The sequence below is a fragment of the Peptoniphilus indolicus ATCC 29427 genome (genome assembly GCF_000227315.1).
GTDB lineage: Bacteria > Bacillota > Clostridia > Tissierellales > Peptoniphilaceae > Peptoniphilus > Peptoniphilus indolicus.
In genome coordinates, this window is the sequence record NZ_JH165061.1 from 153,762 (window position 1) to 175,129 (window position 21,368).

Genomic DNA, 21,368 nt, shown 5'->3' on the forward strand with positions numbered 1-21,368 from the left:
GCTTTTACATATTTACTATATTTATTCCACTTGCAACTATTTTGTTCTTTATTTCCTTAATATGCTCTGCATCTCTTGTTTCAATTACAAATTTAACTATCTTGCAATTTATCTCCATATGCTCTTCACTTTCATTGTGCTCAACCTTAATGATGTTTGCCCCGGACTCGCCAATTAAGTTTACAACCTTTGCCAGTTGTCCAGGTTTATCAGTCAACACTAATCTAAACTTAGTGTTTCTTCCGCTCATTACAAGACCTCTGTGAACAACCTTAGAAAGTATATTTACATCAATGTTGCCTCCAGATAATAAAACAGCTACCTTTTTGCCTTCGTATGGAATCTTTCCGTGTTTAATGGCTGAGTATCCTACCGCACCAGACCCTTCACAAACTAACTTTTGTTTTTCCATAAGTTCAAGTACACCAGATGCAATTTCATCTTCAGACACTGTCACTATTTCATCAACATATTTTTCAACTAAATCAAAAGTAACTTCTCCCGGTTTTTTTACAGCTATCCCATCTGCAAAAGTACAAACTGAATCAATGCACATCAATTGATGAGTTTCTTTAGACAACTTCATTGCATTTGCAGACTCAGCCTCTACACCGTAAACTTTACAATTTGGATTTAAACTCTTTGCCACAAAAGCAACTCCGGAGATAAGTCCACCCCCGCCTATTGGCACCACAATTGCATCAATATCCTCAATTTCTTGAAGAATTTCAAGTCCAACCGTTCCTTGACCTGCAATTAAAGTTTCATCATTGAAAGGGTGTATGAAAGTCTTTCCCTCTGACTCATTGTATTTTATAGCAGCAGCATATGCATCATCATATACACTTCCCACTAACTTAACTTCTGCTCCATATGATTTTGTCGCCTCAACTTTTGAAATTGGAGCTGACTCAGGCATAAAAATAGTTGCACTGATTCCAAGTCTTTGACATGCTAAGGCTACTCCTTGAGCGTGGTTCCCGGCAGAACAAGCAACAACTCCCCTTTCTTTTTCTTTTTCACTTAAAGTTGATATTTTATAATATGCACCTCTCAATTTAAAAGAACCTGTTACCTGTAAATTTTCAGTTTTTAGATAAACCCCTTTAAATTGACTTGACTCAATTAAAGAAGTTTTTCTCGCAACCTCTTTAAGTTTCTCTGCCGCACTATATACGCTCTCCATACTTAATTTATTCAATACAAATAACCCCCTCTTAATTCTCTAACTCCAATTTTATATTATGTAAACCACTTCTTGCTTACGTTTTCCTTTTCACTAAAACACAAACTTGATTTGATGTTATATAGTAATTTTATCACAACTTTTAATATTATAAAATTTACTATGTAATAGTTCAGTTCTAACTCTATTTATTTTTAAATTATATTATAAATTCCTGAATTAAAATTTATTTATACTAAAAAAGAGATGAGCTTAACCCATCTCTAAATCTATTCTTATTTAACTTCTTCAGCGCTTTCCCAAAGGCCGTGAATATTGCAATAGCTTAATGCATATACAGTTCCTTTTTTATCAGTCTTAACAACTGCGTGAACTTCAGGTTTAGAAAGAAGTTCTCCTTCTCCGTGTGCAGAGAAATTATAAGAACCTACTTCAACTGGAGCTGCAAATCCTTCAGGTTGGAAGAATACTTTAATCCATCCAATATGGTGTTCTAAAGTATTTGGATGTTCAATTTCTTCTCCTACTTGTGCATGTATTTTTAATTCTCCGTTTACACTTTCAACGTGAAGTACAGGTACGTGCTTTTCGTTTTTCCAATCTCCGGCTTTTACTGTTTCTGTTAATTTCATTATATTTCCTCCTCAAATTGTATATAACTTACTCTGACAAATTTATACCCTTTGTGAAGATTTTTAACCTTATTATTTAAATTATCTTTATTTTATATAACTTTTACAAAAAATAAGAGAGGTTTCCCTCTCTTACCAATTTAATAGCATTTTCTTAATCAAAACATCTCCACCTAATGTATAGGCGATTAATGACCAAGGTTTTAAGAATAAAATTATCCATGTGAATTTTGACAATTTCATATTCACAAGCCCTGCAAACAAGCAGAGTATATCATCAGGCGCCACTGGCAACGCAATAGCTATTGCAAAAAACCTATCAAATTTATTTCCCTTGTGAATCCATTTTGTATATCTTTGCAATTTTTTCTTGCCAATTAATTTTTCAACAAATACTATGCCATATTTCCTTGCCAAAAAATAATTGATATAACTTCCTATTACAATCCCAACATAATTATAAATAGTTCCCTTCAAAGGTCCAAATATGAAAACTCCTGCTATTGAGGTTATTCCTCCCGGTATTATAGGAACAACTACTTGTATAATTTGAAGTACTACAAAAAATAACGGTCCCCATACTCCAAGATTTACTATGAAGCTATCTAACTTTTCTTGAGATGTAAAAATTCCAAGTCTATAACCTCTATAAAATCCCCAAAACATTAATAACATAGTTACCGCAGTAATACTATGATAAATTCTATTTAGTTTTCTATTGTTTTCTTCTAACAAGCCTCTTCTTTCGAGAATTCCATGTGGTTTGTCAGTTTCTATATTTTTTTCATCCTTCATATTTATAATTATACACAATATTTTTAATTTCTATTCTTAAGTTATAATTAAGATTTTATTAATAACCTGTTATTTCTAATATTTCATAATATGCCCAGTCATTTTTATCAAAATCTTTAAATGGATTCTTTGAATAAGTATCCATAAATTCTTTATTCGGACTTCTGTCCAAAATCTTGTTCAATACTTTTGCACACTCAGCTCTTGTAATAGGATAATCTGCTGCAAATATTGTAGAACTTCTGCCTGTCATATATCCTTTAGAGCTAACATAGCTTATTGCCTCCCTCGACCAACTATCTGCTTTTACATCTTCATAAGTTACACTTTCTTCTACACCTTCATCTTTTAATTTGGCTATAACTGCTGCAAATTCTGCTCTTGTTATAGATTTTTCAGGTTTAAAGCTTCCGTCATAGTAGCCTTTCATAAAGCCCTTTTCTTCCATAAAACCAATTGCATCTGCATACCATTCACTTTGTTTTACATCCCTAAAATTAGTATAGTTCCCTGAAGGTTCTTTCTTCAAGTAAACTCTTGCCAATACTTGAGCAACTTCTGCCCTTGTCATCTCTTTTTTAGGTTTAAAAGTCTTGTCCCAATATCCATTCATATATGGAACTCTTAAATATTTAACTGCATTCTTAACTTTAGTAAGTGCGTCTTCTAAATCAGAATTTTTTCTATCTGACATTACTAATACATATTTAGCATTTGCAACTGCCGCTTCTATTCTCGCCCTGTCTTCATTACTTGCTCTGTTTGTAGAAATATTCATTGCCATCTTAACATAATCTTCTAAAACTTTTGTATCGATAGCTACAGTTGCCTTCTTCCCTTCCGAATCGGAAACAACTATGTTTTCAGAGTCTGTTGTAACTTTTCCATTCAATTTATATACTGAAATGACTTTTAGTTTTTTGCCAAGTTCTTGTTTAGGAATCTTTATTTCAAATTCTCCCTTGTCATTTGCAATGACATTTTCAATTTCTATATTTCCATCAAAAACACTTACTTTAGCTTTTGGTTGAGTTGTCCCTGTTAGAATTTCATCTTGAGTCTTTAATTCATTGATTTTTAATTGTGTCTTAGAATTCGTTACAACAGTATTTGATGTCAAATCTTTTTGACTTGAACTCTCTTTTCCATCATCTTTTATTGAACTAAGCACTACAGAATTGTTGAAATCTCCTTCTTGTGCTCCTGTTCTAACTTTAGTTGATATAGAAACTGAAAAGTTATTTACTTCTCCAAGTGCCTTCATATCATTCACTGAAAGTGAAACTATATTTTGTTTCCCTTTAACTTCTGTACTCTTCAACACAATCTTATCATTCTTAACAACACCTTCTAAAGACGTCCCAGTAACTGATAACTTTTCATCCATTAGTAGAGTAACAGCAAAAGATTTATACTTTACACCTTCTTTTGGAATACTTATATTCAATTTATAATTTAAATTATCCCCAACTACCGCCTTTGCCACTGCCGGTTGTTCCAAAACAGCAGATATTTCTTGAGCAAACACCGGTGTACTTAGCATCAATATAAAACAAAATAAAATCAAAATCTTCTTCATAAAACACCTCTCTTATTATTATATCTTTTTAAAGTAGTTTAGTAAAATACAAGCTCATATTTTTCTTCACTTTAAACTAAAAAATCCCCTTTTAAAAAGGGGACTTGTAATATATATCAGCCGATTCCTCCAAAGATTGCACCTGCTATTAGGGCAATAAAAGCTAAAGCACAATATAAATACTTTCCTGCAGGATAAAACCATCCTCCAATTTTGTGAGGTGCTCCTAAATTTACTGCTTCCTCTGCAAATTCTCTGTTTGCTATCCAGAAGAACATTACCCCTGCTAAAAGTGCTCCTAACGGACAAATGTAGATCGAAACAATATCCATCCATTGAGAAACTATGGCTTGTATAAATATAGCTACAGCACATCCAATAACATGAATTATTACAACTGCAGTTAATCTATTCATATTAAATTTTTCTTGTAAGACTGCAACCGGTGTTTCATATAGATTGATTATTGAGCTAACGCCTGCAAATAATATACAGAGGTAGAATACAACCCCTATAATTCTTCCACCAATCATTCCATTTATTACATTTACTAAGTAAATAAACATAAGTCCTGGACCTCCTTCTGATAGCTCAGCGCCACCAACTGCCATAGCTGGAATAATAACTATTGCAGCAAGCATTGCGGCTAAAGTATCAAAGAATGCAACTTGTTTTGCAGAATCTATTAAATTTTCACTCTTACTCAAATATGAACCATATATTACCGAGCCACTTCCCGCTACTGATAGAGAAAAGAAAGCTTGTCCAAAAGCAAAAATCCAAAGCTTAGGGTCTTTTAATCCTTCTGAATTTACAGTGAATATATAACTATAACCATTAGATGCTCCCGGTTGTAGTGCTATGTATATGGCTAAAAATACAAATAGTATGAACAGCACCGGCATCATTATCTTATTTGCCTTTTCTATACCGCCTGCAATACCCATTGACATTATTATTAAACTTACAACTATTGCTATAATGATCCATGTATTAGCTCCACCTGCTGAAGCAGTTTTGCCAAATGTAGAACCTATTACATCCATATCATTACCCATTGCATACAATGAACCGTCTATTGACATCCAAGCATATTTAAAAATCCAACCCATTACGCATGTGTAACCTATCGCAAGAGCAAGAGAACCCACTACAGGAATTAAACCTAAAGTTTCCCCCACTTTTCTATTACCTTTTTGCTCTGTACACATCCCAAAAGCTCCCACAGGGCCTGCTCCTGCAGCACGACCAAGTGCAAACTCTTCTATAACCCCAGTACTACCTATTAAAATTACAAATATGAAGTACGGAATTAAAAATGTCATTCCTCCCCATGCCGAAACTAAAACAGGAAATCTCCAAATATTTCCCATACCTACAGCTGAACCTATACAGGCTAAAATAAATCCCCACTTACTGCTAAATCCGTCTCGTTTCCCACCGTTTTTTTCTGACATATTGTGCCTCCACAATTATTTATTTTATTAAAATCTCATCCTCTCCATTACAGAAGGGATGAGATTTTAGGTTGGTTTATTTAATTATTAAATTATTTTTCTTCGTTTGGATATGGTTCCAAAAATGCATGGAAGTGACGCATTGGAAGAGTGTGACCTTTTGTAATTCTCATGTTTGGAATTGATTCACGGTCTTCATAAAGCGCCTTAACAGCAGCTATTACATAATCTAAATGTTCTTTAGAGTAAACACTTCTGTTAATTGCAAATCTTACTACGTTTGCAACTTCAGCTTGTTGCTCAGGAGTCTTAAGGTCATATTCCATAGAATAATCTCCAAGTTCAGAAACCCTTATACCGTAACGACGGATAAGTTCTAAACTGAAACCTTCTCCGGCAAATGTTTCATGCCCTCTCTTTCCATCAAAGAATTCATCCATATTGATATAAACTCCGTGTCCACCTGCAGGAATTACAACACCTTTTACTCCAGCGTTGAATAAACCTTCTGCAAGATAGTTGCATTGATCAATACGTTCTTCAAGATAGTTTACGTTTAGACATTCATATAAACCTGCTGCAAGAGCCATGATGTCACGTCCTGACATTCCACCGTAAGAGTCATTACCATAAGAAGAAATTTGTTTAACTTTTAGTAATATACCTACATCTGTCTTAACTGTTCCGTCTTCGTTGAAATCTGAGAATTTCTTCCAGAAGTATCCTTTATCACGGAAAGCTAAGATACCACCCATGTTAGAGTGTCCGTCTTTCTTAAGTGAAGCTGTGAAACCATCACAATAAGAGAACATTTCTTTAGCTATTTCAGCAATTGATTTGTCTGCATAGCCATCTTCATTCATCTTGATAAAGTAGCAGTTTTCTGCCCATCTTGCAGCATCAAGCATAAATGGAATTTCATATTTATGAGCAAGTTCAGAAGTTTCTCTGATACTCTTCATAGAAACAGCTTGTCCACAGATAGTATTGTTTGTAACTGTAGTGTAAATCATTGGAATGTTTTCAATACCAACTGCATCTATAAGTTGTTGAAGTTTTTCAACGTCCATATCACCTTTGAAAGGATTCTTTTCATAACGTCCGTTTTCTGGAACTTCATATAATAATTCTTTGTTGTATAGGTTACGAGGAATTGAACCCATTTGTTTAATATTTCCTTCAGTAGTATCGAAGTGTCCATTTGAAGGAATTGTGAATACTTTCCCCGGTTCACGTTCTGCTAATATTTTACGAACTATTTCAAATAAAATAGATTCCGCTGCACGGCCTTGTGGCATAATGAACGCATTTGGACGTTCAAGTTGAGCTGCCCCACCGTTGAAAAGAGTGCCTTCGTATTCACATAAGTACATTTCGTCCATCATTTTTTCTATATCTTGGCAATCTGTTCTAACCAAGTCTATAATTCTCTTTTGATCGTCTCCACGTTCAAAACAATCACGCATTGCATCTAAAAGTACATAGTAGCCCTTGTTTCTTCCGTAAGCTTCATCGCCTAAGAACATTGCTGACCATTGTTGGTCTGTCATAGCTGTTGTACCTGAGTCAGACAACATATCTACAGTAAGCATACCTGCCGGGAATGCAAATTCATTGTAATGAGTTTCTTTCAAAGCTCTTTCACGTTGTTCAATAGTAACATTTGGGATATTACGTTTTACGTAAGAAAAAGAACGTGGTGTTGGAACGTTTAATTGATATTCTTTCATTTTTATACTGACCTCCTAAATTTTGACTATCGCCTTCTCAGAGGATACCCCGGTTTTCGAAATTATCGATTAGCGGACAGTATACTACTCTAACTATTTTTGAATATCTAAAGCAGTTCCTTAGATATTACAAACAATTGCTTTGATTTTTTATTAGATCTATGTATTCAAGTTTTTAGAATCGTTTGCATAACACGGAACTTCTTTATAGGTCAATTTTATCATCTACTGAGATACTTTGTCAATAAGTTGACGCCTTATACTAACCTTTATTTTTAACTATAACTTATTCTAAATAATCTATGTTTTACTTCTTAATTATTTTACTTATAACATATACAACCAAGCCCGCCATAAGTATCATAAAAATCGTTGGCAATATGTTTGCAATTGTATTCATAATAAATATCCTCCTATCGATTTATCTAAAAATATTACTTAATCATAAATAATATTATCATTTTAAAATTATTTCTTCAATTTGCTGTAAATTATTATTTCTTTTGCCATGCTGTACATTTAATGTGTATAATATCTTTAATAAAGGAGGCTACAATGTATAAACTTTTAAAAGAAGAAATGATTGATGAAGTGTCTTCTAAGGCACTATATTTTATACACGAAAAAACTAATGCACAAGTCCTTGTGCTTTCAAATGATGATGCAAATAAAGCCTTTGGAATTGGTTTTAAGACAATCCCTGAAGATTCAACAGGAGTTGCCCATATAGTTGAACACTCTGTACTATCCGGCTCAAGAAAATATAGAACAAAAGAACCTTTTATGGACCTTATAAAATCCAGCCAACAAACTTTTTTGAATGCTATGACATTTCCTGATAAGACAATCTACCCTGTCAGTTCAAGAAATGAAAAAGACTTTTATAACCTGATGGATGTGTACTTAGATTCCGTATTTTATCCGAGAATGTATGAAGTCAAAGAAATCTTTGAACAAGAAGGTTGGCACTATGAAATGGAAAAAGATTCTCCATTATCTATAAACGGTGTCGTATACAATGAAATGAAAGGTGTCTACTCAGACCCTCAATCAATAGTTTCTGATACTTTGACTTTTAACCTACATCCCAACTCAACTTATGGTGTTGATTCAGGTGGAGACCCTAAAGAAATTCCAAATTTAACTTACGAAAACTTTTTGAATTTCCACAAAAAATTTTACCATCCTTCTAATTCTTATATCTATCTCTATGGAAATATGAATTATGAAGAAGTTTTAAAATTTATAGAAGATAACTATTTAAATTCATTTGATTTTGAAGAAATAGACTCTGAAATAAAATTAAACTCTCCAATTACAGAAACTACCTTTGTAAAAGAGACTTATGCTGCAACTCCAGCAGAGGTTGAAAAGAAAAATGATTATTTAGGATTTGGGTGGTGTATTGGAAAGAGTTTAAACCCTGAAGATTTATTTATGAGAAATTTCCTATCTGAACTCTTAGTAAATTCAGATTCATCTCCTATAAAACAAGATGTTTTAAGCTCAGGTTTTGCAGAAGATGTTTGGGCTGAAAATTCAACTTCACTAACTCTTGACTTATCAATTGTCGCTAAAAACACCGGTGGGAAAACTGCCGAAGAATTTCGCGACTTCATATATGCCTCTCTCGAAAAAATAGTTTCAAATGGCATAGATAAGGATTTGCTCCTTGCTACATTTAATAAATTTGAGTTTGCATATCGTGAAGGCGGAGGAGTCCAAAAGGCTATAATATATTACATTAGAGCTCTTAACACTTGGTTATATGGCGAAAACCCTATAGACGGACTAAAATCTCTATCTGTAATTGAAAACTTGAGAAATAAAATAGATACTGATTTCTTTGAACAATACATTCAAAAGCATTTGATTGATAACAAATATTCAGTTGGAGTTCAAATTTCAGCAGACGCTGATAAAAATGAAATTGAACTAAATGAATTAAAAGAAAAACTTGAGAATATAAAGGACTCTCTTTCTGATGAAGAAGTAGATAACATTATATTAAATCATAAAAATTTAGTCGAATATCAATTAAGAGAAGACAGTGATGAGGATAAAAACACCATACCTTCACTTGAACTTTCTGATATCAAAGAGGGTATCGAACACATTGAAAGTGAGATATTTAAAGAAAAATATGGAACGCTTTTATTCAATCCTCAACCTACAAATGGTATCTCTTACGTTACAATTTCGTTCCCTGCTGAATATATAGCTATCGAAGATTTGCCAACTATGAATCTATTAAGCGAATTATTCGGCAAAGTCTCCACTCAAAACTATCACTATTCTAATTTAGACACAGAAATATATAAGACAATGGGTGGTTTTGGAACAGGACTTGCAACTTATAGAGACTACACTAAAGAAGATGAATTCAAATCTCGATTTGAAGCTTCTATTAAGACTTTAGACTTGAACTTTGAAAAGTCTATTGAACTTTCAAAAGAAATTTTATTAAATTCTAAATTTGATGATAAGAAGAGAATTAAAGAGCTTATCTTACTTCAAAAATCATATATCGAGGCAATAATACTTCAAAGCGGACATTCAATAGCTGCTGAAGTTGTTAAGAGTTATTTCTCAAAGCTATCTGCTTATAATCAAATAGCCGGTGGATTTAACTACTACTTCTACCTTTCTGATTTGATTGAAAACTTTGAAACTATGTGGGAAGGTTTAAGCGCTAAACTTAAAGAACTATCAGCCAAGTTGATAAACGGTGTGGATGTTGTTGTGAATTTAACTGCCGACAGTTCTGAAAAGAAAGATTTTCTATCCGAGTTTTTAGAATCTCTTCCTACTGAAAAATATGAATCTGTTGAATTTGAATTTACTCCTAATCCAAAAAATCAAGGATTTACAACTTCTGCCAATGTAAACTATGTATCTAAAGGATATAATCTAAAAGAATTCGGAATAAACTACTCAGGTATTATGCCTGTCCTTGGAAATATATTGTCCGCTGATTATCTTCATAATCAAATACGTGCTAAAGGTGGCGCTTATGGAGCTGGAGTTAAGTTCTCTATGTCAGATGACGTAGTAACTTATTCTTATAGAGACCCTAACCTTGAAAAGACAGCTGAAGTTTATGACAATATGGCTGAATATGTGGACTCACTTGACTTAACTGAAGATGAACTCAAAAATTATATAATCGGTACTATGAATGCTTTCGACCCACTTCTTGGCGCAGCTGAAAAGGGAAGTGCAAACTTCAGCCGATTTATGACAAACTTAACAGAAGAAAAAGTTGCTGAATTTAAAGAACAAGCGCTAAACACCAAGCTTTCAGACCTAAAAGCTCTACGTGGAGCATTAAAAGAAGCTATGAATAAAAATTATATTACTGCAATAGGCTCAAAAGAAATGATAGAGTCAAGCAAGTTGTTTAAAGAAGTAATTGAACTAAAAAGATAAAAATAAGGTGATATTGTAAAATAGAATTCTATTTTGCAACATCACCTTTTTAATATAAACCAGTTTAATCATCTAAATTAATCAAACATGTCATTATTCACCAATACAGTACATATGCTATAATTAACTTGGTGATTCAATGAAAAAACTTATAACGATATCATTATCCATTCTACTGTGTTTAGTAGGAGCACTATACATTTACTCAAACAACAATAAATCTATTAACATAAACAGCCCGAAAAAAACTGAAAATGAAATATACAGAACTAAAATTTGGGCAACTGGCGACATCATGTACCATATGCCATTGTATAAATATAATTATGATGCCACCACAGGATTGTACTCTTTCAACACCTATTATCAAAAAGTTTCAGAATATTTAAAAGGTGCTGACTTAGTAATTGGAAATTTTGAAAGCACAGTCAATCCAAACAAAAATATCTCAGGTCATCCAATGTTCAACACCCCGTCTGAAGCTTTAAATTATTTAAAAGACTTTGGTTTCGATGCATTAGCGACCTCAAATAACCACTGTCTTGATTCCGGATACGAAGGCGTTCAAACAACTATTGACGCAATAGAAAAAGCCGGCTTAAAGCACTTCGGCACTCGCAAAGAAAATTCCAAACCTCTAATCATAACTACCAATGGCATCGCAGTTGGTTTGCTATCATATTCTGAAATGTTTAACGGTTTAGACGGACTCGTTCCAAAAGATAAGAGATATGAAATCTCACCACTTCAAGAAGATTTAATTTTAGGTGACATCCAAAATTTAAAAAGCCTTGGCGCAGATTACATCATTGCATACCCACATTGGGGTGTTGAATACGCGAGCGAACCATCAGAAACTCAAAAATATTTTGAAAAATTTTTGTTAGATAATGGTGTAGACGCAGTCCTTGGTTCGCACCCTCATGTTTTGCAAAGAGTTGAACTAAAAGATAATAAATTTACAATTTTTTCAATGGGAAACTCAATTTCAAACCAAAGACAACAGTGGATTGGTCATGCCGGAGTTGAATCCGGAGTCTTTGTAGAATTGAATTTGATTAAACAAAATGGAAATACAAAACTTGAAAACTTTATTCTCCACCCAACTTACGTGAATAGATACCACGACCAAAACGGAAAAATACAATCCGAAGTCGTATTGTATTCAGATATTCTAAACGGTGGAAAATATAGAAACACTTTAGACCAAAGAACTCAAAACTTTGTCGATTCAAGTTATAACTGGGTCATCGAAAGACTTGGCATCTTACAAGGTCCACAGAAATAATTCTATATTGATTAATTGCCAAAAATATAATTATTAAATATAGTATCTTTTATCACAACTTTCATTATTTTTCTACTCATATATTTATGATCGTAAAAGAGGTCAACCTCTCCTTTATTTTAATAAGGGCAGATTGACCTCCTCTATTACTAAAATATTAAATTACTACAATGAATTTTTTATCTTTTTAAAAATTTTATTTCTTATCTTTTAATTAATCCTCGATATCTAATTCTTTTTAAGTTTTTACTTAGCGATTCATTTAATTCTAATATCCTATTAAATGTAGAAATACAATCAATTCATACGAGTAATGTTTTTAATCTTTTCTTTAGTATTTATTGTTTCAAGTAATACATCGACGACATCAACTAATAAATGAAAGAGTTCATTCTTAAATCCCATAGATCTTATTTGTTTCCATATTTGTTCTATGGTATTCATTTTCGGTGTATAGGGTGGTATGTGAATAATTTTTATATTCCCTGAAATTTTAAGTTCTTTTAATTTATGCCATGCCGCTCAATCATATACAGATAGTATCCTATTGTTATGTTTTATCCTCCTTCAACAATTAAATATTTCATTTCTTATTTCGCATTTCTAACAACCAATATGTTTATTTTTGTTAATAGTATTTAATTAATTGTCTTTTCTCTTCCCATTTTATTCAACTCAACAATCATCATAAATATTCCAACAACAATCATTATAAAATCTACAAGAGGTTGCGTGAACCAAACCGCTTTCACTCCAAATGCCATTGGCAAGAAAATCATTGCAGGAACAAATAAAAATAACTGTCTTAACATAACTATAATCCCTGCCTTCTTTCCGTTTCCAATTGATTGAAAAAATGTAATGCTCATGACCATAACACCATATAAAATAAATACAGAATAGAACAGTCTGAAATTCCCTACTCCCTGAGCTATGATATTTGCGTCTACTCCAAACAGCGAAAGTATCTGACTTGATAACAATAATGACGGAATCCAGAAGACTGCTGCAAGCACAATCCCTCCGATAGAAAATACTTTCATTGCTTGTCTTACTCTATCATATTGCTCGGCTCCGAAGTTTGTTCCTACAACAGGTTGTAAGCCTTGGCTCATTCCCCAAAGCGGAATGAATGAAAAGGCATATACACGAAGCGATGCTGCCATTAAAATTCCGTTTGGATCACCGCCATATTTAAATGCCATTTTGTAGAGCATAGTTTGCTGAATCATAAACAAAAGCTGCATCATCATAGCCGATGAACCTACTGCGAACATTTCTTTTTTTATTCTCACATCAGATTTAATCTTATAGATCCTTACAACTTTACTTTTCCTCAAAAAATATTGAAGTGTTATCACAGCTTGAACAAACTGTGCTGTGATCGTTGCAAGAGCAGCACCTTCAATGGCATATTTACCCATAAGTATCATTAAAATCGGATCAAGAATTATATTGAGTAATGCCCCAAGCCCCATAATCATCATTGCTTTTTTCATCAATCCTTCCCCACGCATGACCATATTTGCAGACTGCGTGAAGTTTACAAAGATAGAACCGATAAAAATCACTCTCAGGTATCTGATACCATAAGACTTGATTTCGCCTGTCGCACCGACCATATCTAAAAAATGTGGTGCAAGTAGTATTCCGCCAACTGTTATAATTGTCGAAAAGAAAATCACCCAAAAAATCAAATTCCCCATGATTTTATCTACAGTTTTCTGATCACCTTTTCCAATTGCTCGTGATAAAACAGATGCCGAGCCTACACCAAGTAAAGTTGAAACACCACTATTAAAAAAAGTAAGCGGCATTGCAACCCCGCAGGCAGTCATGGCTATCTGTCCAATAATCTTCCCTGCAAATATTCCGTCCATTAATGGATACAATCCAATTACTATCATCCCGATAACTGCCGGGATAGATAATTGAAACATCAATGATATGGGTGTTTTTGTGAGCAATTGTTCTTTCATATTTTCTTTCATAAACGATCTCCTTATTTTTAATATAATATCGTTAATAATATTAATTTTCGCACTTATTAAACTTCCATATACTTCACTAAGACTATTTAAATTTCTTTCCATTTCATTTAAACAGTACTCTTCATTATTCTTGATATTTATAACTTCGAAAATCCTCTAAACAAAGAACATAATCTGTTGTTGCATTTATAAATTCAATATCATGAGAAACAATAAATACGATGTTATCTTTCGTTTTCATTTTCTTTATCAGTTTTGAAATTTTTAGCATATTATTATAATCCATTCCACTTGTAGGCTCATCAAAAAATATAAACTTAGAATTTTTGCATAAAACAGAAGCAATCGCCACTCTTTGTTTTTGTCCTCCTGATAAGCTCATTGGATGCCTTTTCCTCAATTCATCAAGTCCAAGTCCAATTAGAACCCTATCTATTTTATCTTGACTTGAATCCTTAACTCCGAGTTTCAATTCTTCTTCTACAGAATCTGTAAAAAGTTGATGATTTACATCTTGCATAACAAAAGCTGAATTTTTAATTCGTTCTATTTTGCTAAGTTTTTTACCTTTAAAAATAATTTCATTGTTATCCTTTTTGTTCAGCCCTGTCATTGCACGTAAAAAAGTAGATTTCCCACAACCATTTTTGCCGACAATGCCATAAATCTCTCCCAAGTCAAAAGATATGTCTTTAAGGACTAATTCACCTTTGTCTTCAAAATCAATTTTCATCGTTTGAATGACTAAATCTTTTCCATAAAGTTTTTGATTTTTACTTAAAGGTGTCTTGTGTATTGAACGAAGTCCATACTCGATCAAACTTTCACTTGATAATGACAAAAACTCTTCTTTGTTAAAAACTTGGTCAATTCTTCCTTGTTTTATTAAATAAATATAATCGACCAAATTCATCAGATAATAAATTCGATGCTCTGCAAGAATAAGCGTTATTTTCTTTTCTTTTAACATTTTTAGCATTTTCATTAAAATATTTATGTGCTTGTCATCCAAGTTTGATGACGGTTCATCAAGTACTATAATTTTACATCCGGAAATATACGAAGCAGCTACACACAATATCTGTTTTTCTCCACCGGATAATTCAAAGATACTACGTCCAAGTAAATGCTCTATATGAAATATTTTCAGCATTTCTTGCATACGTGAGTCCATATCCTCTTTAGATAACCCGATGTTCTCTAAATAAAACAGGAGTTCTATTGTAGTATTAACATTAAAAAAGTGTGTCTTAGGATTTTGAAAAACACTGGCAATAAGTAGGGATACTTCATAAAGTTCTAAGTTCTTTATTTCTTTGTCATCGACTTTAATGCTACCTGTTCCAACGGCATTTTCATAGGCAAATGCTAATCCGTTAATTGAATTGATTATAGAGGACTTTCCGCTTCCGCTTTCACCTGTTAGTAAAATACATTCTCCGTCAAGAACTTTTAAGGAAATATTATTTAATATTTTATTATCTTCACCATACGATAAACAAAGATTTTTTATTTGAAGCATAACCATCCTCCTATGACTATTGATGCCATCACTATCCCATAGATGAAGTCGATTAAATTTACACCAACCCTAACATATCTCGTTTTTTTTATGGGATTTGCAATACATTTTGTTTCAGCCGCCTTAGAGATGTCATCAGCAATATTAGATGAAATAATTAAAAGAGGTACAATAACATACTCTAAATATTTAAAAGGATTTTTTGTTTCTATTCCCCTTATTTTCATTGCCATTTTTATATTTTCTCTTTCTTCCGCAAAAGACGGAAAAAATCGAAACATCACCGCTATAGGTATAGATATGACACTTGGGATTTTTAAGACATCCATAGATGAAATAATACTCCCAACATCCGATGTTTTAATCAAAAATTTTCCTGCAGCAAAAGGTATATAAAACATACGCAGTACAAAAATTAAAGAAAATAACATCTTTATTAAAAATGGCAACTGAGCTAATATCTTAAAATTCGGTGCAAGAAATAGAATACCGAATAAAAGAATATTTTTTATTGCTTCTTTTCTAAAGCCATTTATTAAGTACATTATGGAAATAATAAATATCAATGCCCATTCCAAAATAGGATGAATGGAATGTACAACAGTTAACCCCAATAATCCCACAACAAATAACTTTGTTATGGGATTTGGATTTAATCTTCTATTATTCTCAATAAACATTAAACAATACCCGCTTTGTTAAAGTGTTTCTTAAGAAGAGCCTTTCCAATATATGCTCCGATAATTCCACCTATTAAAGCACCGGCATAAACTAATAACATATTTGGATAGGTAATTAACTTTTCTAAAGCATCTACATATTCTTTTCCCATCATCATTGATAATTTAATATATTTTTCTTTTGCCCATAGCATTTGCATTAAAGATCCACAAATCCATGTATTAAAAATCGCAAAAGCAAACATATTGTATTTAAAAGAATTATATCCGCCCACTTTTCTTATCATTTCAGCAATAAACATAACAACAATAGCATGAACTGCTATTACATAGGTATGCCCCATAGCAAACATCAATAATGGGGATAGTATTCCTAATATAAATAAGCCCCAAGGTTTTTGAACCTTTGCCATAAATAACATAATAATTGTACCTGTCACAATACCAAGAAGAGTTGGATATACTAAGAATAAAATAGGTACCATTCCTATCATTCCCACACCGAACATTACTACAAAATAGATAACTGCAAATACACCAATGGTTACTAAATCTTTGATTTTTAGTTTATTTTCTCTCATTTTCTTCCTCCTAATAAATTTTTCTAATTTCTATAATGTCCAATTGGCTGCACGTTCTCGTGCCTGTATAAACGATGAGTAAATTCCTTCCTTGCAAATCAAGTCACTGTGATTTCCCGCTTGCACCAATGTACCGCCGTCAATTACTAAGATTTGATCAGCTTTTTTCACTGTAGAAAGTCTGTGTGCTATAGAGATAACAGTATGCCCTTTCGATAATTCTTCAATAGCAGCCAAAATCTCATATTCATTTTCAGGATCAACAGAGCTGGTCGCTTCATCTAAAAGAATAATCGGTGCATTTTTCAGTAACGCTCTCGCAATAGAAACTCTCTGTTTTTCTCCGCCTGAAAGAGAACTTCCCCCTTCGCCTACCATAGTATTATAACCGTCGGGAAGTTCCATAATAAAATTATGACAGCGCGCTTTTTTAGCAGCTTCTACAACTTCTTCATGACTTGCATCAGGATTTGCAAAGCGAATATTGTTTTCTATGGTATCTCGAAAAAGATATACATCTTGGAAAACAAGAGAAAGATTTTTTAGTAAACTTTCTACTTTATAATCTCGTATATCCTCATCCCCCAATCTTATTTCACCACTATCAACATCATAAAAACGAGATATTAAATTGATAATTGTAGTTTTCCCTGAACCGGAAGGTCCGACAATAGCTGTCCTTGAACCTTGTGGAATCGTAAATGAAAGATCTTTTAAGACAAAATTTCTCTTGTCATAACCAAAATTCACCTTATCAAAGACAATATCATTGTTTTTCATGACTTCTAAAGTCCCCTCACTTATTTCAGGAATATCTAAAACCTCATCCAAATATTGCATATTCGCAGGATTTTTAACCATCAGAATAGCTGCGTTTTCAAGTTGTTTTAAGCCACCAAAAATCATAAACCCGGCAGCTGAAACAGTGAGTGCTTGCGGTAATAAAACCTCTCCTTTAGTATAGAGATAACAAGAAAATAGTGTAACAAGGAGGCTCGAAAGATTGATAATAGTAGAAAAAATTCTAGCATAAATAACAAAGACCATCTCAAAATGTACTTGCGTAAGTCTAAGCTCCTCAGAAGCATTCTTCAATTTAGAGTGTATTTCCTCCTCAACGCTCTCGTTCACAAGCGGAAAACTTCGAAGCACAGGAATACCGCTGATACTGTCGACTAAAGCATCCCCCAACTTGGTAATGGCAGTATGTTCACGTGCAATTTCTTTCTTTGCTTGATTAGTCATAAGTAATACGCAAAGCCAAATAAAAATTAAGCAAATTAAAGTCAATATTCCGATTTTAATATTTACACCGAACATTCCAATCAATAGGAAAAATGATATTGAAATCCCGGAAACAGCAAAGTCTATGCTCATTGCAGAGTAGTTTTCAAGACTTTTCATAACATTGGTAAAAGCCGCCATAATTCTCGATAAACTTTGTTCTGCAAAATATCCCATGGGTGCTTTTTTAAGTTTTTCTCCGACAGCAAGTCTGTAATCTTTGAAAATTCCGAAGAAAACACCGTCACTAAGACCACTCTTTGCCCAACCTGTTAGAAAATTGAAAAGAAAAGATGCAAATAATACTCCAAAAATCGTCCAAATATGTCCGACAGTAATTTCATTCATCCAACCGAATGCAAGGAATAGAGCGAAAAATCCAAACAACACAGAAGCGTTTTGAAGAAAAATAAGCAACATTCCCGCCTTAAGTCGATTTTTATACTGTCCCGCTAATTTGAGTGATAATTTTATAAACTTCATATTCTACTCCTTCCCTAAATATTGTTCCCAAAGACTTGCATAGAGCGGCTCTTTCATAAGTTCATCATGCTTACCCTTAGCTATAATTTTACCTTTATCAATCAAAATTATTTGATGCGCCTGCTTAATTGTATTTAATCTATGGGCAACCATCACAAGATTTTTTCCCTTTACAAGATGAGATAACGCTTCTTGAATGAGTGCTTCATTTTCCGGATCGGCATAAGCTGTTGCCTCATCTAAGACAATTGTTGATGCAGGTTTCAAAATTGCTCTGGCAAGAGTTATACGTTGTCTTTCTCCACCTGACATTGCTCCGCCTGCTTCACCCGCTTTAGTATCATATCCTTCAGGAAGTGCCATAATAAAATCATGACAATGAGCAGCTTTTGCTGCCGCAATAATTTCATCCTCGCTCGCCCACGGTTTACCAAGTCTTATATTATCTCTAATGCTCACATCGAACAAAAAGTTATCTTGTGATACGAAAGAAATCTCTTCTGCAAGCTGTTTAAATGAGATTTTATTTGTATCCACACCTCCAATAGAAATTGTTCCCGATGACTGATCCCAAAAGCCTACTAAAAGCTTTGCAATTGTGGATTTACCTCCCCCTGAAGGCCCTACAAGTGCAGTTACTTCCCCCGGTTTTGTTTCAAAAGAAATGTTATGCAGAACCTCAGTTCCGTCATGATAAGAAAAACTTACCCCATCAAACTTAATTCCCCTATTCTTGTCTATAACAGCTTTATTTTTTGAATCAGGACGTTTTTGTACAGGCATATCAAGCAATTCTTGTATGGATACCCAAGTATTCGATGCCATTTGGAAGAGTTCAAAGCTCGTCATAATTGAAAAAGCCTGCGGAAGAATAGCAATCGGAAGTATAAGTGATAAAATTAAAGTTTCGATACCTATTTGTCCGTTCCCATATAAATAAAAAGCTAAAGGCATACTAACTATCTGCGGTGTCATCATCGCCGCAGTCATCAGTGCTTTGCCAAACCAACTTTGCTTCCACCACTTCATCGTAGAGAAATGATAGAATTTTACCGCATCTGCAAATTTCCCATACGAAACTTTATCTTGTACAAAAGCTTTTATTACAGGTATCCCACGAACATATTCAGCACTTCTATCCGCAACATTAGCATAACTTGATATCCACACAGCCATCCTGCTACGGTATTTATACATCATAGTAGCCATTCCGATAAAAATAATTGGCAATGGTACAAATATTGATAATCCTATCCGCCAGTCCAATAAAAATAAAATGATTATACAAAGTATCGGATGTAAAAGTCTACTCGGCAACTCCGGCATTATATGAGCTACCCAATCTTCCATATCCGCTACTCGTTCCATGATAATTACTTTGATTTTTCCCACAGGATTATCCACCAAATATCCCATTGGAATCACCTTTAATTTTTCAAATAAAGTCTGTCTAAGTTTTGCGAGTATAGAAAATGATGTTCTGTGTGAAATAGTTGTGCTAAATCCTGTAAATATAAAATAGAGAAACAATGATCCTACTGCCAAAAAAGCATATTTAATAAGTTCATCAAAGCTTACCGGTTTATTACCGGAATTTTTTATTAACCACCCTGCCGCATAAGCACTGAAAAAATAAGTAGAAAAACTAAAAATCTCTCCAATACAGGCCAAAATAACAGAAAGTTGCATCCTCCCCTTATACTCCGGAGCTATACTCATAAGCGCTTTATTTAATCCCCCCATGCTAATTTTGGGTTGCTTTTCACTTCGCTCAACATCACTTTCGATTCGCTGCATAATTTCATTAGGAACATCGAGATTTAAATTCTCTATATCTCTTATTAAATTTTCATTTCCCTTGGGCTTCTTGATTTCCGAAGTAGAATCAAGCAATTTATCATTATGTTTTTTCTCCTTCATTAATTTATCTCCTTTCAGCTAGTGTATACTAACCCTTGATTATAAAAAATATTCTATTTGCCTTATCATAGCTATCGATAAGCAGATTAACGGATCCTAGAAAAAAACTATCTATTCTTATAAAGCTTTATTTTATTCCTCTCCATTTTCAAATATGCAAATAATCATTTTTTCTAAAATCTTTCTATTCTTGGCGAAATTTTCTCTAGCGTCTAAAACATCTGCCGCAATAATCATTGCATTTGTAAAATCAGTAACTAATTGAAAAATATTGGCTTCATTTATCCATTTTAGTTCTTCATTCATAGATATTTTGAGTCTTTCTTTTGTCTGCTCCTGTAATTCCACCATAAGTTCACAGAGCTCAGGATTTCTTTTTTTAGCAATTAAAAACTCAATATAAAGCGGCATATAAAGGTTGTCATCAATTATCTTTGTTACAAGCTCCTTAGCCATAAATTCCTTAGTTACATTTTTTTGAGATTTAGCCAGATGTTCTCTTATAATTTCGTCTCTATATTTAATTCCATTAAGCATAATATCTTTAAATATTTCTATAACACTTCCATAATAGTGATAAACCCCACCCTTTGATAAAGTTGTTCCTGCAATAATTTCTTCCATTGTTGTCTTTTCAAGTCCCTTTTCTGCAATTACTTTTGCAGCTGAGTCCATGATTTCTTTTTTTCTTTCCTTTACGCTCAACCTTTTGGCAGCACACATATATTTCCTCCTCTTATACCGACGACGTAGTCGGTATTTAATGATATTATATATCATTTAACTTCGCCTAACAACCATTTTTTAAAAT

Annotated in this window: 15 protein-coding genes; 2 read left to right on the forward strand and 13 right to left on the reverse strand. The window is 33.2% G+C overall.

Going from position 1 to position 21,368, the window contains the following annotated elements; translation table 11 throughout:
- Window positions 1-4: 4 nt before the first annotated feature.
- The 6 genes from ilvA to HMPREF9129_RS00715 form a co-directional block, all read right to left on the reverse strand.
- Complete coding sequence (gene ilvA / locus HMPREF9129_RS00690) at window positions 5-1,201, reverse strand: threonine ammonia-lyase (protein WP_004819264.1); 1,197 nt, start codon at window positions 1,199-1,201, stop codon at window positions 5-7.
- 260 nt (window positions 1,202-1,461) lie between these two features.
- Window positions 1,462-1,818, reverse strand: a complete 357-nt coding sequence (locus tag HMPREF9129_RS00695; RefSeq protein WP_004819266.1) for a class II SORL domain-containing protein — start codon at window positions 1,816-1,818, stop codon at window positions 1,462-1,464.
- A 132-nt stretch (window positions 1,819-1,950) separates the two neighbouring features.
- Complete coding sequence (locus tag HMPREF9129_RS00700) at window positions 1,951-2,613, reverse strand: TVP38/TMEM64 family protein (protein ID WP_004819268.1); 663 nt, start codon at window positions 2,611-2,613, stop codon at window positions 1,951-1,953.
- Between the two features lie 58 nt (window positions 2,614-2,671).
- Window positions 2,672-4,192: an S-layer homology domain-containing protein gene (locus tag HMPREF9129_RS10485; protein ID WP_004819269.1), complete on the reverse strand. Its 1,521-nt coding sequence runs from the start codon at window positions 4,190-4,192 to the stop codon at window positions 2,672-2,674.
- A gap of 116 nt (window positions 4,193-4,308) precedes the next feature.
- Window positions 4,309-5,649: a sodium-dependent transporter gene (locus tag HMPREF9129_RS00710; RefSeq protein WP_004819271.1), complete on the reverse strand. Its 1,341-nt coding sequence runs from the start codon at window positions 5,647-5,649 to the stop codon at window positions 4,309-4,311.
- 92 nt (window positions 5,650-5,741) lie between these two features.
- Window positions 5,742-7,379 carry a tryptophanase gene (locus HMPREF9129_RS00715; RefSeq protein ID WP_004819273.1) on the reverse strand — a complete coding sequence of 546 codons (1,638 nt, stop codon included), beginning with the start codon at window positions 7,377-7,379 and terminating at the stop codon, window positions 5,742-5,744.
- Between the two features lie 555 nt (window positions 7,380-7,934).
- Between HMPREF9129_RS00715 and HMPREF9129_RS00720 the strand changes: the two genes are divergently transcribed.
- A complete protein-coding gene (locus HMPREF9129_RS00720) occupies window positions 7,935-10,808 on the forward strand; it encodes an insulinase family protein (RefSeq protein WP_040552096.1) in 2,874 nt (957 codons plus the stop codon).
- A gap of 139 nt (window positions 10,809-10,947) precedes the next feature.
- A complete protein-coding gene (locus tag HMPREF9129_RS00725; protein ID WP_004819277.1) occupies window positions 10,948-12,096 on the forward strand; it encodes a CapA family protein in 1,149 nt (382 codons plus the stop codon).
- A 638-nt stretch (window positions 12,097-12,734) separates the two neighbouring features.
- On the opposite strand, the gene HMPREF9129_RS00730 is transcribed toward HMPREF9129_RS00725, so the two are convergent.
- From HMPREF9129_RS00730 to HMPREF9129_RS00760, 7 genes are all read right to left on the reverse strand, one after another.
- Window positions 12,735-14,087 carry an MATE family efflux transporter gene (locus HMPREF9129_RS00730; RefSeq protein WP_040552098.1) on the reverse strand — a complete coding sequence of 451 codons (1,353 nt, stop codon included), beginning with the start codon at window positions 14,085-14,087 and terminating at the stop codon, window positions 12,735-12,737.
- Between the two features lie 124 nt (window positions 14,088-14,211).
- Window positions 14,212-15,609 carry an ABC transporter ATP-binding protein gene (locus HMPREF9129_RS00735; RefSeq protein ID WP_040552100.1) on the reverse strand — a complete coding sequence of 466 codons (1,398 nt, stop codon included), beginning with the start codon at window positions 15,607-15,609 and terminating at the stop codon, window positions 14,212-14,214.
- The gene (locus HMPREF9129_RS00740) at window positions 15,597-16,289 is read right to left on the reverse strand and encodes an energy-coupling factor transporter transmembrane component T (protein ID WP_004819284.1); all 693 of its coding nucleotides are present in this window, start codon (window positions 16,287-16,289) and stop codon (window positions 15,597-15,599) included. Before HMPREF9129_RS00740 ends, HMPREF9129_RS00735 begins: the two co-directional genes overlap by 13 nt.
- Complete coding sequence (locus HMPREF9129_RS00745; protein ID WP_004819285.1) at window positions 16,289-16,870, reverse strand: MptD family putative ECF transporter S component; 582 nt, start codon at window positions 16,868-16,870, stop codon at window positions 16,289-16,291. The genes HMPREF9129_RS00740 and HMPREF9129_RS00745 overlap by 1 nt, the downstream gene beginning before the upstream one ends.
- A 30-nt stretch (window positions 16,871-16,900) precedes the next feature.
- A complete protein-coding gene (locus HMPREF9129_RS00750) occupies window positions 16,901-18,637 on the reverse strand; it encodes an ABC transporter ATP-binding protein (RefSeq protein ID WP_004819287.1) in 1,737 nt (578 codons plus the stop codon).
- Window positions 18,638-18,640: 3 nt separating this feature from the next.
- Entirely contained in the window at window positions 18,641-20,557 is a 1,917-nt protein-coding gene (locus HMPREF9129_RS00755) for an ABC transporter ATP-binding protein (protein WP_004819289.1), read from the reverse strand.
- A 132-nt stretch (window positions 20,558-20,689) separates the two neighbouring features.
- Window positions 20,690-21,280: a TetR/AcrR family transcriptional regulator gene (locus tag HMPREF9129_RS00760; protein ID WP_004819292.1), complete on the reverse strand. Its 591-nt coding sequence runs from the start codon at window positions 21,278-21,280 to the stop codon at window positions 20,690-20,692.
- Between the last annotated feature and the right edge of the window lie 88 nt (window positions 21,281-21,368).

What these genes read in the sequence shown, in the direction of transcription:
- HMPREF9129_RS00695 (WP_004819266.1), bottom strand. Translation starts at nt 1,818, where the DNA reads ATGAAATTAACAGAAACAGTAAAAGCCGGAGATTGGAAAAACGAAAAG.
- HMPREF9129_RS00755 (WP_004819289.1), bottom strand. Translation starts at nt 20,557, where the DNA reads ATGAAGGAGAAAAAACATAATGATAAATTGCTTGATTCTACTTCGGAA.
- HMPREF9129_RS00760 (WP_004819292.1), bottom strand. Translation starts at nt 21,280, where the DNA reads ATGTGTGCTGCCAAAAGGTTGAGCGTAAAGGAAAGAAAAAAAGAAATC.
- HMPREF9129_RS00720 (WP_040552096.1), top strand. Translation starts at nt 7,935, where the DNA reads ATGTATAAACTTTTAAAAGAAGAAATGATTGATGAAGTGTCTTCTAAG.
- HMPREF9129_RS00735 (WP_040552100.1), bottom strand. Translation starts at nt 15,609, where the DNA reads ATGCTTCAAATAAAAAATCTTTGTTTATCGTATGGTGAAGATAATAAA.
- HMPREF9129_RS00730 (WP_040552098.1), bottom strand. Translation starts at nt 14,087, where the DNA reads ATGAAAGAAAATATGAAAGAACAATTGCTCACAAAAACACCCATATCA.
- HMPREF9129_RS00715 (WP_004819273.1), bottom strand. Translation starts at nt 7,379, where the DNA reads ATGAAAGAATATCAATTAAACGTTCCAACACCACGTTCTTTTTCTTAC.
- HMPREF9129_RS10485 (WP_004819269.1), bottom strand. Translation starts at nt 4,192, where the DNA reads ATGAAGAAGATTTTGATTTTATTTTGTTTTATATTGATGCTAAGTACA.
- HMPREF9129_RS00750 (WP_004819287.1), bottom strand. Translation starts at nt 18,637, where the DNA reads ATGAAGTTTATAAAATTATCACTCAAATTAGCGGGACAGTATAAAAAT.
- HMPREF9129_RS00710 (WP_004819271.1), bottom strand. Translation starts at nt 5,649, where the DNA reads ATGTCAGAAAAAAACGGTGGGAAACGAGACGGATTTAGCAGTAAGTGG.
- HMPREF9129_RS00700 (WP_004819268.1), bottom strand. Translation starts at nt 2,613, where the DNA reads ATGAAGGATGAAAAAAATATAGAAACTGACAAACCACATGGAATTCTC.
- HMPREF9129_RS00745 (WP_004819285.1), bottom strand. Translation starts at nt 16,870, where the DNA reads ATGAGAGAAAATAAACTAAAAATCAAAGATTTAGTAACCATTGGTGTA.
- HMPREF9129_RS00740 (WP_004819284.1), bottom strand. Translation starts at nt 16,289, where the DNA reads ATGTTTATTGAGAATAATAGAAGATTAAATCCAAATCCCATAACAAAG.
- HMPREF9129_RS00725 (WP_004819277.1), top strand. Translation starts at nt 10,948, where the DNA reads ATGAAAAAACTTATAACGATATCATTATCCATTCTACTGTGTTTAGTA.